We start from the raw sequence: 15,235 nt of genomic DNA on the forward strand, positions 1-15,235 counted from the left end.
TGCCAAGCGGGAGTACCCCCCTCATAAAGTGGAATTGAGGGTTTCGTAAAACCCTCTTTTACCCGTACTTAGTCACAAATTAATCCTCCGGGTGATGTACGCACGTAAATGTGATATCATCCGGGGGTTTTTCTTTGCCGATAAATCCCTCCAGGGAAGCGTGAATTTTCCGAACAATGGTTTTGGCGTGTAGCGAACCGTAGATACTCATCAGGGAATCGACCCGCTCTTCCCCGTATTGTTCCCCGTACTCGTTACGGGCTTCGGTGAGACCATCGGTGAAAAAGAGAACACTGTCTCCTTTCTTGAAATGGAATTTCTTTTCCTGCATGAAATTTTCCAGGTTTTGGGAAGAGGTCATGCCCAGCGCAAAACCGTCGGAACGGAGTTCAAATGTGGCATCGCGCTCCCGGCTGTAGAATATGGGCGCGTTGTGGCCGGCGCGCGCAAACGTAAAGTGACCTGCTCCATGAGGAAAAAAGGCCGCACAGGCGGTGACAAAAGTCTTGTCAGCCGCCCCCGACTTTACATAGTCATTCAGTTCTACAAGCAGTTTTTTTGGAGGAGGCTGTTCTTTTTCGATCAGGAGATGAACCAGCGCCTGCATGCGAACCATATAAAGAGCGGCGGTGAGCCCCTTGCCGGAGACATCCGCTATAACGATGTAGGTGCCCGCCCCGGTCTCGATCATATCCACGTAGTCGCCGCCCACCTCCTGGGCGGTATTGGCAAATGAGTAGATCTCAAGGTGATCCCTGACCAGCTCGGTGGCGGGCAGCAGACCCAGTTGAATTTCTCTTGCCAGGTCGATCTCCCGCTTTACATCCGATTTTTCCAGCAGTTCCACAAGCAGCAACAGCAGCATGGTGCCAAATGAAAACGGCAACAGCAGATCATAAAAGAGCACAAAATCGGATATTCCCACAAATCCCGCCAAATAATACAACACGAACGAAATGGTGGAGAGCCCGAATGCGAGCCTGCGCGTTGGGTTCAGCCGCTGGGTAAGAGAAGAGAACAACCGGAAAAATTTGACGTGACCGGGCAGCGCTGCTCCCTGCTCTTGCTCTTCCTCCTGGCCGATCGCCTCGTGGTAAAGCTGTTTCAGCCGGTCGGTGTCTTCATATAGCTCCTTCCCCAGCCGTTCCCGCGTCATCCCTGACACATATTCCCTGTAAAACGACTTGGTACTTTGTAAGGCCGACTGTGCTTCGTTTTTTAATCCCATCTATAAAAGGTTTATCTAAATTGACAATACAAGCTTATTCGAATTCTGAATTAAAAAGTTTACCTTCACGGTTCATGGACAATTATCAATGATCGCCGGCAGTTAGTCAATATTAAAAGCCGGATGTAACACGAGTGCCGTAAAAAGCTGGATTCTGAACACAGGTTCAAACGGCGGTTCACGGGTAGCGACCCTATTGAGTAGTTGAAGGATTATAATACGCTGGGTGAAAAAACCTCTGTCGCAAATTGAAAAGGAATATAACTGAATTCACGGATTTATTATGTCTAAAAGTCTCCTGTTTTTATTGGATGGAATGGCGCTGGCCTATCGATCCCATTTCGCATTTATCAACAGCAATTTAAGGAATGCGGAGGGTATCCCCACCGGACCCATCCTGGGGTTCGCCAATACACTCGAAAAGATGCTGGAAGAGGAGCAACCCACCCATATTGCGGTAGTCTGGGATACCGACGCTCCCACCTTTCGCCATGAGATGGATGAGGAGTACAAGGCCAACCGCCCGCCGCAGCCGGAAGAGCTGAAAGTGGGCATTCCGCTTATTAAAGAGATGCTGGAGGGATACGGCATCCCGAATATTGAGCAGGATGGATATGAGGCAGATGACATTATCGGCACTATCGCCGATCGGGCCAATGCCGAAGATGTGGATGTCTTCCTGGTGACGCCGGATAAAGATTTTATGCAGCTCGTGCACGACCATATCAAAATGATGAAACCCGATAACCAAAATGGCGGATTTAATATTATCGACCGCGAGGGCGTGAAGGAGTATTTTGGGGTCTATCCCGAACAGGTTGTGGATGTGCTGGCGATGCTGGGGGATAAATCTGACAACATCCCCGGCGTGCGTGGTATCGGTAAAAAGGGGGCGCCCAAGATCATAAAAAATTACGGCTCTCTCGAAAAAGCGATCGAGGTTGCCCCCGATATCAAGTCAACCCGCTACGGCAATGCCCTGGATAAACAGGCCGAACAGGCGCTGCATGCCAAAAAAATGGTGACTATTAAGACGGACGTCCCCGATATCATCGACTGGGAGGACCTGGAGTGGGAAGGTCCGCAGGAGGAGGAACTTGGCGCATTTTTTAAACGGATGGAGTTTCGTTCGCTGACCAAAAAATACCTGGGCGAAGAGGTCAAGCGGTGGGTCGATCGCGATGTATCGGAGGAGCACAAGAACCAGGGCGACCTGTTTGTTCCCAATGAGACCGATAAAGAGGAGAGGAGGGGCTTCGCCAGCTATGCGGAGGAGAACGTGAGCTATGAGCTGGTGGATACGATCTCAAAAGTTGAGGCCCTTGTCGACAAGTTGAGTGGCCGGGATGCCGTGAGCTTTGACACCGAGACAAGCGGTACCGACCCGATGAGGGATCGGCTTGTGGGCATATCCGTTTCTGCGACCCCCGGCGTTGCGTATTATATCCCGGTAAATGTTGAAGGTGGTCTGGAGCAGGAGAAAGCCCTTGAGGCCGTGCGCCCGATTTTTACAGATCCGGACAGTCTAAAAATTGCCCACAATTTTAAATTTGATTACATGATACTCCGGCGGGCCGGACTCGAGGTGGAGGGACCTGCCTTTGATACCATGATTGCGGCCTACCTGATCGATGCCGGTCAGAAGCTGAAGATGGACGCCCTGGCGAAAAAATACCTCAAGTATGAGCCGATCCCTATCCAGGAGCTGATCGGGAAGGGACGAAAACAAAAAAGCATGGATGAATTTTCTCCTGAAGAGGTAATGGTGTACGCCTGCGAGGATGCCGACATCACACTGCGGCTCCATAACATCCTGGACAACATTCTCAGGGATGATGAGCTGAAAGAGATTGCAGAGACGCTGGAATTCCCGCTTATGGAGGTACTTGGCAAGATGGAGATGCATGGTATCCGCCTGGATGTAGAGATGTTAAAGGCGTTTTCTGAGACATTAAGGCAAGACCTGCAGCAGCTCGAACAGGATATTTTTGACAAGGCCGGAACAGAATTTAACATCAACTCTCCGAAGCAGCTGGGGGAGGTACTATTCGACAAAATGGGACTGCCCGCCGGCAAGAAGACCAAAACCGGGCAGTATTCAACCTCTGAATCGGTTCTGTCCAAGCTCGAGGGTGAATATGAGGTACCCGGGCTGATTCTCGAATACCGGGCGCTCAGCAAGCTGAGGTCAACCTATGTTGAGGCGCTGCCCAAGCTGATCCACGAGAAGACCGGTCGGATACACACCGACTTCAACCAGCATATAGCAGCTACCGGCAGGCTTTCCTCCTCCAACCCGAACCTGCAAAATATTCCGATCCGTACCAAGCGGGGACGGGAGATCCGCAAGGCTTTTATTGCCGATGAGGGATTCAAGCTGCTCTCAGCGGATTACTCCCAGGTGGAGCTGCGCGTGATCGCCTCTATATCTGAAGATGAAAATATGATAGAGGCGTTTAAGAATGATGAGGATATCCACGCACGCACGGCCAAAGAGGTATTTGATCTTGAATCGCTTGAGGCCGTTACCGGCAACCAGCGCCGTAAAGCCAAGGAGGTGAACTTCGGGATTCCGTACGGCGTAAGTGCATATGGACTGGCCAACCGGCTGGGCATCGAAAATTCGGAGGGGAAGGAGATGATCGACCAGTATTTTGAGCGGTTTCCCGGCATCCTTCGCTATATCAACGAAACCAAGCAGTTTGCCAAGGAACACGGCTACGTGAAGACGCTGATGGGGCGCCGGCGTTACATCCCCGACATCAATGCCAGTAACTGGAATCGCCGTGCATTCGCCGAGCGTACGGCCATCAATACCCCGATACAGGGTACTGCCGCTGACATTATTAAGCGGGCGATGATCAATATCCAGCAATTCCTTGAAAAAAACGGCCTGAAAACCCGCATGCTGCTGCAGGTGCATGATGAGCTGATTTTTGAAGTGCCGGAAGAGGAGCAGCAGTCCGTTCCTGCAAAAATATTGGAGCTGATGGAGACCGCCTATTCGCTGAAAGTGCCACTTAAGGTTGAGATGGGCCTGGCAGATAACTGGCTCGATGCCCATTAATACTTGGTATCAGAAAAAGCGTATTTACCATTGTTGGATTATACGCGTAAAAAAATCTCCAAAGTCCCACTTTTGAATGGGGGGCAGGGGGATAACCTGTCAAAATGAGCGTAAAAAATGTATGTAACAATTACGCTGAATGTTGAGTATAAGCGTCAGTGCAGGTTCCTGGCTTATCAGTCCAGCGGTAATTTAGGGAGGGAAAGGAGCGTAATTTTCTGACGTGTACTCCGTCTGTCGGAAACATCCTAAGCCAGGCCTTTTGCAAAATGATCGGCTTCTCGTTGTAGGGGAGGTACTCCCGCTTGACACCCAATTAGTTCGGTGGTACAACCTCCTCCCAACAAAACAGGAGGTTTTGTAAAGCCTCTTAACTTGATGAATGGCCCAGTTTACTGGTAGCTGTATACCCCTTATTTCACAAACAGGCTGCTTAGTGCATATTTTTTTCAAGATTATGTCTTGCATACCGTGCAGACCTTCAGGAATGTCACTTTCACTCTGACTGTGAGCAGGTTTGGGGGAAACTTAAATCCTAAAAGACGGAAATAAGATGCCAGAAAAAAGAGGGAAAATTTTTTGACAAGGGGTGACACGGGGATGTCACTCCCGGTTAGTATCCTTATTACAGATGATAAAATAAACACAATGAATAATGGAGAACACCATGAACACCGCTGTAAAAAACGATACCTTTCAAATCGAACCGGTACTTCGCAAGGTCTTGGTTGACGCTGAGCAGGATCACCAGGAACTCCAGGAGATGTTTCAACTGATGGGCTGGGGCGATCTGCCGGACAAGTTGAAGATCGAGATCAAGGATGACGTTTCAGCGATGATCGAGGAGCTGCGGGGGCAGTACTCCACCTGCGATTCCTTTGTACAGAAACGTCGCCAGAGCGTGACATACTGGGTAAGCTGTTATCGAGACGGGATCTGCTCTCTTGAGACGGCGATACAGGCACTTAAGGTGAGAAAGCTGTAAAATATGTGAGACGCCAGAAGTGAGACGGCAGACGTGAGACGATGGAGGTGAGATATATGGCGGACCCCAGCTCACTATTGAAATTATGCTGCGCGAGATAATTCTTGCGGTACATTGTAAAAAAGATGACAAATTTGAAATAATACTCGTCTCACATCTCACTTCTGGCGTCTCAGTATTACAAAAAATTAATCCGGGTTTGGTTACGCACTTCGTTGGCAAATTTTTTATCTTTGCCCAAATCTGAAACCAAATACTGCGAGCAGAGTCAGCTATGAATAATTCCTCTCCCTTTGATCGGATATCACGGCAAGGACTAACCTATGATGATGTGCTACTGGTTCCGGCCTATTCCGAAACACTGCCACGAAATGTTGATACAAGCGTACGCTTGACCCCAAACTTGAAGCTGAACGTGCCCGTTATAAGTGCGGCGATGGATACCGTCTCCGAGTACCGGCTGGCCATTGCGCTGGCACGTGAGGGCGGTATCGCCATGCTGCACAAAAATATGAGTATCGAGGAGCAGGCTGACCAGGTGCGTATGGTGAAGCGCAGTGAAAGTGGCATGATCGTAGATCCGGTGACCCTGCCCGAATCGGCAACCGTTCGTGAGGCACGGTCGTTGATGAAAAAACACAAGATCGGGGGAATTCCGATTGTGGAAGAGGATAATACGCTGATCGGTATCGTAACCAACCGTGATCTTCGGTTCGAGCATTTTGTGGACAAGCCGCTTGATACCATTATGACGCGTGATAACCTGGTCACTGCGCGAGAGGGTACGACGCTTGAGGAAGCAGAAGAGATCCTGCAGGAACACAAAGTGGAAAAACTGCCGATCGTGGACGACCAAATGAAACTGGTGGGACTCATCACATTCAAGGATATCGAAAAGAAGATGAATTTCCCCAACGCCTGTAAAGACGATATGGGTCGCCTGCGCGTGGGTGCGGCTGTTGGGGTAACGCCTGATACGATGGAACGGGTAGAGGCACTCGTTGATTCGGGTGTGGATATCATTACGGTCGATACCGCCCACGGTCATTCGGAAGGAGTACTTGCCAAAATAAAGGAAATCAAGGAGGCATTTCCCGATCTGGATCTCATCGCCGGAAATATTGCCACCAAAGAGGGAGCCCAAGCTATTGACGAAGCAGGCGCGGACGTGGTCAAAGTGGGCGTTGGACCGGGTTCAATATGTACCACCCGCGTGGTAACCGGCGTTGGCGTGCCCCAGCTGAGTGCCATCCTGGAGGTTTCCGAATATGTGAAGAAAGCGGGTGTGGGGATGATTGCCGACGGAGGTATTAAGCAGACCGGCGATATTGCCAAGGCTATTGCTGGAGGCGCGCATGCGGTAATGATGGGTTCCATGTTTGCCGGGGTGGACGAAAGTCCGGGCGAAACAGTGATCTACGAATCCAGAAAATACAAGTCCTACCGCGGAATGGGGAGTATCGGGGCCATGGAGAAAGGCTCAAAGGATCGCTACTTCCAGGATGTGGAGGATGACATCAAAAAGCTGGTACCGGAGGGTATTGAAGGACGCGTTCCCTACAAAGGATACCTTTCAGAGGTGGTATACCAGATGACCGGCGGTTTGCGTGCGGCCATGGGCTACTGTGGGGCAGCAAGTATCAAAGAGCTGCAAACGGCCGAATTTGTACAGATATCTTCCGCCAGCTACAAAGAGAGCCACCCGCACTCCGTCCAGATCACGAAGGAAGCTCCCAACTACTCCGTCAGTTAAACGGGATTTTGGGTGAGGTCGGACTTCTTTTCTCTGAGAGTGAAACTCCGGCCAGTGTTCGATTGACAGGGACAAGGCAACTGTCAATACATAAAAATAATGACAATGAGATTTCCCGTTATCCCAATCTTTTGACGGGATAAATCAAAAGAGGGCTTTGCAAAACTGTTTATTGGGGCCAATATCGTCATTTTCATGGGTTCGAAGTCCTCATTTATGGAATATAAACTGCGGTTCCGAATCCACTCAGGGGTTGATCTTGATCACAACTCCTGGTTTTTCAAAGCCCTCTCAAAAGAGAAAATTTCACATCCTCCTGTCCCCCCTCAATAAGATAGTACCATATCCGGGTCTGCTAGTACATGCCAGTGGTTGGATTCCAAAATCAACAGCTTGGCGTATCCGCGTAGTACTAAGCAGCCTGAATTTCCGAGCCTGCCAGTCTTATCTGATTCCATACCGGCTGTAAGCGTAAAATGTGTACTACTTCAAGAGAGTTTTTGCTAATAAGCTGAGTATCTGTTACAATAGTTCTCTTGAAAGCCGATCTTCCATTTCATTTTTAACTAAAAAAGGGATAGAGTTTATTATGAAATTAGCGGGAAAATGCTGTTTGATACTCCTTATGAGCCTGTTCTCGATCTCTTCACTTCGCGCCCAGCCTGAAAATATAATTTTTATTCTGAGTGATGACCACCGTTATGATTATATGGGATTTCATCCTGACGGGCCGGATTTTTTGAAGACGCCGGGCATGGACCGCATGGCGGCTGAAGGCGCTCTCCTGGCAAATGCCTTTGTAACGACCTCCCTCTGTTCTCCCAGTCGCGCTTCTATCCTCACCGGGCAGTATGCCTTTCGCCATGGCGCTGTCGACAATTCAAATCCAATGAAAGAGGGTACAAAATTTTTCCCTGAGCAGCTGCAGAACGAGGGATACCAGACCGGCTATTTTGGCAAGTGGCATATCGGGCACGCCCACGATGATCCCAAACCGGGATTTGACAAGTGGGTAAGCTTCAGGGGACAGGGCGTGTACTACAATCCCACCCTGAATATTGATGGGGAACGCCGGCAGGTGGAGGGATACATTACCGACCTGCTAACAGAATATGCCATTGAATGGCTGGACGAAGATCGGGATGAAGACAAGCCGTTTTTTGTGTACCTGTCTCATAAAGCAGTGCACGCCGAGTTTTATCCCGCAGAAAGACATGAAGGGATGTACGCCCAGGCGGATATTCCAAAACCGCAGTCAATGAAAAATATTGAGCAAAATTACCGGGGAAAGCCCGACTGGGTCCGCGAGCAGCGCTACAGCTGGCACGGGGTAGAACATATGTATCATAACCGGGATGACCACCCGCAGAGCCTGGACGAGATCATTACCGATTACAGCGAATCCCTGATGGCCGTGGATGAAAGCGTAGCCCGCGTCATGGACTACCTTGAACAGGAGGGACTGGCAGAAAATACGCTGGTCATCTATATGGGAGACAACGGGTTTATGCTGGGTGAACACGGGCTGATAGACAAGCGCCAGGCCTATGAAGAGTCGATGCGCGTACCGATGCTGGCCTGGGCCCCGGGGTATATTGAGCCGGGTACAACCATCGAAGAAAATGTGCTGAATATCGATATCGGGCCAACATTCCTTGATATCGCGGATGGAAACATGCCCGGAGATCACACGGTTGACGGGCGCTCATTTCTGCCATTGCTTGGAGGAGAACAAGTGGATGACTGGCGTTCTACCTTTGTATATCAATATTTTTGGGAACACGCCTTTCCCCACACGCCGACGACTTATGCCATTCGGGGTGACCGCTACAAATATATTTACTACCACGGGGTGTGGGATCAAAATGAGTTGTACGATCTGAAGACCGACCCCAATGAGATGGTCAACCTGATCGATGTTCCTTCTCAACAGCAGCGTGTCCGGGATATGCATGAGCGGATGTTCGACATATTTGAGGAGAACGGGGCAACTGACGTACGGTTCCGCCGGCCTTCTGTCAACCACGCCGATGAAAGAGAAATACATCCGGACTAGTGGTAACAGGGGCGGGTTCATGTAACGATCACAGGAAAGTCAAGTTCTCTGATTTTGGGCAGTGACAGTTGGAGACAAGCTAATTAAGTTAACAGCCAGATTTACCCGTAATAATCAACAAATAACAGCTGGGAAAACAATGAAAGGACCCGTGCTCCGTATTAACTTCTGTGCAGTTGCATTTCTGTTATTGCCGGCAATGTTGTTTGCCGGTGATCTACAGGAAGATCACCCGAATATCCTGCTTATTCTAACCGACGACCAGGGATATCATGACATTTCCTACTACGGGACGGAGGATATCCAAACGCCCAATATTGACCAGATCGCCTCCTCCGGAATCAGGTTCGACAACTTTTACGCCAATAGTCCTGTCTGTTCGCCCACCCGTGCGGCTCTGCTGTCGGGTCGATACCAGGATTTTGTAGGAGTTCCGGGAGTAATACGTACACACCCGGACAACAGCTGGGGCTACCTCCACCCGCAGGCGACCCTGATGCCATCGGTTTTGCAGGATCACGGGTATCACACAGCATTAATCGGGAAATGGCATCTGGGACTGGCCCCGCCCAATATCCCGAATGAAAGGGGATTTGATTATTTCCACGGCTGGCTGGGGGATATGATGGACGATTATTGGTCGCACCGCCGCCATGGTATTAATTATATGCGGTTAAACAGGAAAACGATCGATCCGGAAGGACATGCCACGGACCTGTTTACTGACTGGTCAATAGATTACATTAATGATCGCGCCAACAAGGAAGTCCCCTTCTTTCTGTTTTTGTCGTATAATGCTCCGCATTTTCCGGTACAACCACCAAAAGAGTGGCTGGAAAAAGTGAAGGAGCGAGAATCTGACATCGATCAAACGAGAGCGGAACTTGTGGCCTTCATCGAACATATGGATGCAGGAATAGGGCAGGTACTGCAAGCACTAAAAGATACCGGTCAATATGAAAATACCATCATAATATTTACCAGTGACAATGGCGGTCACGGTCCAAGCATGGCCGATAATGGTCCTGCAAGAGGTGCCAAGCAAAGTATGTATGAGGGCGGATTGAGAGTCCCCGCGGCCATTACCTGGCCGAATCATATTAAATCAGGGACGAGCACCGATCGTGTGGCCCTGACAATGGATATTTTCCCCACTCTTTTTGACCTGCTGGGAATTCGTTATGAGGGACCCCTGGAAGGAAAAAGTTTTTTGCCAACTCTTTTGGGAAAGAAACAGCCTGAAAGAGATGAACCGCTGTATTTTTCCCGGAGAGAAGGGGGAACCCGGTATGGCGGACTAACCATCCAAGCAGTAAGAATGGGCGATTGGAAACTCTTGCAAAACAGTCCATTCAGTTCACCGGAGCTTTACAACCTGCAGGAAGACCCGATGGAAAAGAACAACCTGATCGGGGAGTATCCAAAAAAGTACCGGGAGCTAAACTCAATAATGATGAATTTTATTCAAAAGGGCGGTGCGGTGCCGTGGCAAAAATCAAGCTATTAATGGCAAGCTACACGAAATGGGTAACGGAGGCAAGGTGAATAAGAGATTAAAGAAAAAGTATTTCGGAACGATAAACAGAGGAAAGTCCATGTATAAACTATATGTGTTCCTGCTTGTGACAACTGTATTGGGACTTGGTTTCGGCGTCGATGCGCTGGCTCAAAATAAGGGTAGCGATCGCCCAAATATTGTCATCATATTTACGGACGATATGGGATATGGTGATGTGGGTGTCTACGGGCACCCAACTATACGAACGCCCAACCTTGACCGGATGGCTGAGGAAGGGATGAAATTCACCCAGTTTTATACGGCTGCTTCCGTGTGTACTCCCAGCCGGGCCGGACTTCTTACGGGACGGCTGCCGGTACGCAGTGGGATGATGAGTGAGGAATTTCGTGTTCTGTTCCCGTTTTCAGCAAAAGGGATGCCACCAGAAGAGATAACGATAGCGGAAGCCCTGAAAGAGCAAGGGTATGCAACAGCCGCCGTTGGTAAATGGCACCTCGGTCACCAAACTCCCTACCTGCCAACCGACAACGGTTTCGACAGCTACTACGGGATTCCATACAGCAATGACATGGATAACAAAGCCTGGCAGCCCGTGCCGTTGATGAGGGACAAAGAGATTATTGAACAACCGGCCGAGCAGCGCACGCTCACTCCCCGGTATACGGAAAAATCCCTGGAGTTTATCCGGGAGAATCAAGATAAACCGTTCTTTTTGTACCTCGCTCATACCTTCCCACATGTGCCACTGTATGCTTCGGAGGACTTTCGTGGCACCAGCACGCGTGGCCTGTATGGGGATGTGATAGAAGAGATCGACTGGAGTACCGGCCAGATTATGGATGAGCTGGAACAGCGGGGACTTGCCGAAAACACCCTGGTCTTTTTTACCAGCGACAACGGTCCGTGGCTGACAATGGATCAAAATGGTGGATCGGCCGGATTGCTGCGGAATGGAAAGGGCACTACGTGGGAGGGAGGAATGCGGGTTCCGGCCCTGGCATGGTGGCCCGGGACAATCTCTCCGGGACAGGTTACCCAGGCGTTGGGAACCACGATGGATCTGTTTAGTACCTCGTTGGCCCTGGCGGGTGCCGAGCAACCCGATGATCGTATCATCGATGGCGTGAATTTGATGCCTGTGTTAACCGGCAAACAGGAAAACGTTCGGGATGCGGTATTTTATTACCGGTCAGAAAAACTGTTTGCGGTTCGCAAAGGCCCCTGGAAAGCGCATTTTATTACACAGTCGGCTTATGTCGGGGACAAACCTGTTTCGCATGAGCCACCTCAGTTGTACAACCTGGAAGAAGATCCATCCGAAAAATACAACCTTGCCGAGAAGCATCCGGAAGTGATATCAGAAATTATGGATTTGGTAGAAAAGCATGAGAATAACCTTATTAGAGGCGAAGATCAGCTGGCACCTGTCAGAGAGGATGGTACCGTACCGTGGCAAGACTAGGGAACCGGTATGTATTGTAAAACCCTTGCTGGATTTTTCCATGAAATTACAGATACAAATAGACAAGAAACAAAGTGCCACACAAATATGTATGTGTTCATCTTATATCTTTGCAGCTTTGTGACTTTGTAGTAGATCTGGGTGACACAATCGATACAGATAACAAATAACAAGTAACGAATAACAAGGTTTCATGAGTACTTTTCCCGCCGTCGTTAATTATGCCCCAAAAGAAGGATCTGTTGAAATACGTGAAATACCCAAACCCGAGATCGGGGATGAGGATGTATTGCTGGATGTGGCCAATATTGGCGTGTGTGGCAGTGACCTTCACCAGTGGACGGCCGATCACAGCTGGCCGGTGAATTATCCCGTTGTGTTGGGACATGAATTCGGGGGTCACGTAGCCGAAGTTGGAAATCGGGTGGAGAATTGGAAAGAGGGCGATAGAGTTGTAAGTGAAACAGCTGCGATTATCGATCCCGATAACCCGATGAGCCGACAGGGACTCTACAACCTGGATCCTACACGCAAGGGTTTTGGATACGGCGTGGATGGGGCCATGACCAGGTATGTGAGAGTGCCGGCCCGCTGCCTCCACAGGGTACCGGAAACGCTGGATTTTCAGCAGGCCTGTCTTACCGAACCGTGCTGTGTGGCGTATAATGCCGTGATCGGGAATTCGAATCTTAAGCCCGGCGACCGGGTGATCGTGTTGGGGCCCGGAACCATCGGTATTCTATGTGCTGCCATGGCGAAATTGAGTGGAGCCGAGGTCGCTATTGTGGGACTGGAAAGTGACAAAAATCGCCTGGAAATTGCAGAACAATACGGATGTACGCCAATCATCGGGGATGCTACCGGCTGGGCGCAAGAACGTGATGGCCTGGGAGCAGATTGCATCGTGGATGCGGCAGGCGTGAGTGCGACTCTTGAAATTGCGTTGGAGCTCGTCCGACCAAATGGTCACATTGCCAAGGTCGGATGGGGGCCAAAACCTCTTGGATTTTCACTGGATCCTCTCGTCCAGAAAAACGTAACGCTCCAGGGAAGCTTTAGCCATAATTGGCCGATCTGGGAGCGGGTAATTGCTCTTCTGGCGTCGGGAAAACTGGATGTAAAGCCCATCATTGGCGGCGTATGGCCGATCACAAACTGGAGAGATGCATTCGAAAGAATGCATGAAGGAGAAGTTGTCAAAAGTGTACTCAAACCCGAATAACAATGCGCCTTAAAGGAAAAGTTATTATCGTCACCGGCAGTACCATGGGAATCGGGAAGGCGATAGCCCTGAGATGTGCCGAGGAAGGGGCCCGGGTAGTGATCAACGGGTTGGAGGAAAATCTGGGTAAAGAGCTTGTTTCCGAAATCGGCAGGAAGCAAGCGGTAGCTCATATCGAGGATATAACCAGGGATGGTGCTGTGCAGCGACTTGTCAATAGTGCCCTGCAAAAGTTTGGCAAACTCGATGGGGTGGTAAATAATGCAGCGATGGTTGCTACCTCGAATGTCCATACTACAGATCTGGACTTTTTGGAGAATATCTTCCGGGTAAACACCTTTGCTCCATTTCAACTGATTAAGTCGGCGCTACCTCACCTCTCCAAAACCGATGGTTGTGTATTGAATATCGGGTCTGTAAATGCCTGGTGCGGCGAACCGGATCTGCTGGCCTACAGCATGACCAAGGGGGCCCTGATGACCATGACGCGCAATCTCGGGGATACATTGATGCGGCAAGAGGGGGTACGGGTCAACCAGATCAACCCCGGGTGGGTACTTACCGAAAAAGAGATTGAACGAAAGCGTGAACAAAATCTGGATGAAGACTGGCATACCCGGCTGCCCGAGACCTATGCGCCGGCGGGACGCATTTTGCAACCCGAAGAAATAGCTTCTGCTGCGGTTTACTGGCTTTCCGATGAATGCGGGCCGGTCAGCGGACAGGTAGTAGAGCTGGAACAGTATCCCCTCATCGGGCGAAATCCCCCTAAAGATGCGACCACTATTCCCCAAAAAGAAGAATGAGCCAGAATCTCAGAAAAACATGCAAAATAATCGCATCTTTTCCGAAACCTAACCTGCAACCTGCAACCTGCAACCTGTAACCTGTAACCTGTAACCTGTAACCTGTAACCTGTAACCTGTAACCTGTAACCTGTAACCAATTTATGCCCAAACTAGCTGCTTTTCCCAAGGCGTACATGCAAGAGCTTTGTAAAGATGGAACCATGAGCGTTTCTGAGTGGATAAACATGGCTGGAGAATTAGAGGTCGACGGACTGGAATGGTATTCGGGATTTCTGGAAATGGAAGACCGGGAGAACTGGGCCAGGTTTCGAAAAGAAGTGGAAGAGCAGGGAAAGGAGATCCCGATGCTGTGCTGCTCCCCGGATTTCACGCACCCGGACCCGGAATTTCGGGCAAAAGAGATTGAAAAGCAGAAACACTGGATTGATATGATTGATGAGCTGGGCGGGAGGTATTGCCGTGTACTCTCGGGACAACGGCGCCCGGATCTTTCCAGGGAAGAGGGCATACGCCTTGCGGCAGAGTCGATTGAAGAATGCCTGCCCTATGCCGCCAAGCGCGGTATTACCCTGATTTTGGAAAATCACTATAAGGATGATTTCTGGAAGTATCCCGAGTTTGCCCAGAAAATGGAGCTGTTTTGTGAGCTGGTCGATCGGATCAATCATCCCAGTTTCGGGGTGAATTACGACCCCAGTAACGCTTTTTTAGCGGGAGATGACCCGGTTGAACTCCTCAAAAAAGTGTCAGACCGCGTGGTGACGATGCATGCCAGTGATCGATACCTGAAACAGGGGACGATAGAAGATTTGCGAAATGAGGAGGCGGGGGTAGAGGGCTACGCCGAGCGTCTGCAGCATGGCGAAATTGGCCGCGGACTCAACGATTATGACGCCATTTTTGCCGAACTGAAGCGGGTCGATTTTGACGGCTGGATCAGCATTGAAGACGGTGTGGAAGGGATGGACCAGCTGGAACGCAGCGTAACTTTCTTGCGGGAAAAATTGGATCAATATTGGGGATAAAATAACCGCGAATGGTGGGCCTGGAAATGGGATTTCGGAAGACCAGATGGCCAAACAGTAGTTGGCTGGATTTTTTATCGCTTTTCATTCCCCTCTGATCTGGTGGCAA

At 50.0% G+C, this 15,235-nt stretch carries 10 protein-coding genes; 9 read left to right on the forward strand and 1 reads right to left on the reverse strand.

Going from position 1 to position 15,235, the window contains the following annotated elements; genetic code table 11:
* Positions 1-79 precede the first annotated feature (79 nt).
* Positions 80-1,228 (reverse strand): PP2C family protein-serine/threonine phosphatase, encoded by a 1,149-nt coding sequence (locus ACG2F4_RS14095; RefSeq protein WP_395261524.1) that lies wholly within the window; start codon positions 1,226-1,228, stop codon positions 80-82.
* Between the two features lie 283 nt (positions 1,229-1,511).
* On the opposite strand from ACG2F4_RS14095, the gene polA reads away from it, so the two are divergent.
* The 9 genes from polA to ACG2F4_RS14140 all read left to right on the forward strand — a co-directional run bounded on the left by polA (position 1,512) and on the right by ACG2F4_RS14140 (position 15,126).
* Positions 1,512-4,295, forward strand: coding sequence for a DNA polymerase I (gene polA, locus ACG2F4_RS14100; RefSeq protein WP_395261525.1), 2,784 nt, complete (start codon positions 1,512-1,514; stop codon positions 4,293-4,295).
* Positions 4,296-4,950: 655 nt separating this feature from the next.
* Entirely contained in the window at positions 4,951-5,280 is a 330-nt protein-coding gene (locus tag ACG2F4_RS14105; protein ID WP_395261526.1) for a hypothetical protein, read from the forward strand.
* Between the two features lie 274 nt (positions 5,281-5,554).
* Positions 5,555-7,033: an IMP dehydrogenase gene (gene guaB, locus ACG2F4_RS14110; RefSeq protein ID WP_395261527.1), complete on the forward strand. Its 1,479-nt coding sequence runs from the start codon at positions 5,555-5,557 to the stop codon at positions 7,031-7,033.
* A gap of 589 nt (positions 7,034-7,622) precedes the next feature.
* A complete protein-coding gene (locus ACG2F4_RS14115; protein WP_395261528.1) occupies positions 7,623-9,089 on the forward strand; it encodes a sulfatase in 1,467 nt (488 codons plus the stop codon).
* A 139-nt stretch (positions 9,090-9,228) separates the two neighbouring features.
* The gene (locus ACG2F4_RS14120) at positions 9,229-10,596 is read left to right on the forward strand and encodes a sulfatase (protein ID WP_395261529.1); all 1,368 of its coding nucleotides are present in this window, start codon (positions 9,229-9,231) and stop codon (positions 10,594-10,596) included.
* Positions 10,597-10,684: 88 nt separating this feature from the next.
* Positions 10,685-12,070, forward strand: coding sequence for a sulfatase (locus ACG2F4_RS14125; RefSeq protein ID WP_395261530.1), 1,386 nt, complete (start codon positions 10,685-10,687; stop codon positions 12,068-12,070).
* Positions 12,071-12,263: 193 nt separating this feature from the next.
* The gene (locus ACG2F4_RS14130) at positions 12,264-13,292 is read left to right on the forward strand and encodes a zinc-binding dehydrogenase (RefSeq protein WP_395261531.1); all 1,029 of its coding nucleotides are present in this window, start codon (positions 12,264-12,266) and stop codon (positions 13,290-13,292) included.
* Between the two features lie 2 nt (positions 13,293-13,294).
* Positions 13,295-14,098, forward strand: a complete 804-nt coding sequence (locus ACG2F4_RS14135; RefSeq protein ID WP_395261532.1) for an SDR family NAD(P)-dependent oxidoreductase — start codon at positions 13,295-13,297, stop codon at positions 14,096-14,098.
* A gap of 143 nt (positions 14,099-14,241) precedes the next feature.
* Positions 14,242-15,126, forward strand: coding sequence for a sugar phosphate isomerase/epimerase family protein (locus ACG2F4_RS14140; protein ID WP_395261533.1), 885 nt, complete (start codon positions 14,242-14,244; stop codon positions 15,124-15,126).
* The last annotated feature ends 109 nt before the right edge of the window (positions 15,127-15,235 follow it).

Origin of the sequence: Halalkalibaculum sp. DA3122 (genome assembly GCF_043951865.1) — a bacterium.
In the GTDB taxonomy this organism is placed as follows: domain Bacteria; phylum Bacteroidota; class Rhodothermia; order Balneolales; family Balneolaceae; genus JAMQKA01.

Bases quoted from the DNA above. Each gene is read 5' to 3' on its own strand.
- ACG2F4_RS14095 (WP_395261524.1), bottom strand. From the start codon at position 1,228: ATGGGATTAAAAAACGAAGCACAGTCGGCCTTACAAAGTACCAAGTCG.
- polA (WP_395261525.1), top strand. From the start codon at position 1,512: ATGTCTAAAAGTCTCCTGTTTTTATTGGATGGAATGGCGCTGGCCTAT.
- ACG2F4_RS14105 (WP_395261526.1), top strand. From the start codon at position 4,951: ATGGAGAACACCATGAACACCGCTGTAAAAAACGATACCTTTCAAATC.
- guaB (WP_395261527.1), top strand. From the start codon at position 5,555: ATGAATAATTCCTCTCCCTTTGATCGGATATCACGGCAAGGACTAACC.
- ACG2F4_RS14115 (WP_395261528.1), top strand. From the start codon at position 7,623: ATGAAATTAGCGGGAAAATGCTGTTTGATACTCCTTATGAGCCTGTTC.
- ACG2F4_RS14120 (WP_395261529.1), top strand. From the start codon at position 9,229: ATGAAAGGACCCGTGCTCCGTATTAACTTCTGTGCAGTTGCATTTCTG.
- ACG2F4_RS14125 (WP_395261530.1), top strand. From the start codon at position 10,685: ATGTATAAACTATATGTGTTCCTGCTTGTGACAACTGTATTGGGACTT.
- ACG2F4_RS14130 (WP_395261531.1), top strand. From the start codon at position 12,264: ATGAGTACTTTTCCCGCCGTCGTTAATTATGCCCCAAAAGAAGGATCT.
- ACG2F4_RS14135 (WP_395261532.1), top strand. From the start codon at position 13,295: ATGCGCCTTAAAGGAAAAGTTATTATCGTCACCGGCAGTACCATGGGA.
- ACG2F4_RS14140 (WP_395261533.1), top strand. From the start codon at position 14,242: ATGCCCAAACTAGCTGCTTTTCCCAAGGCGTACATGCAAGAGCTTTGT.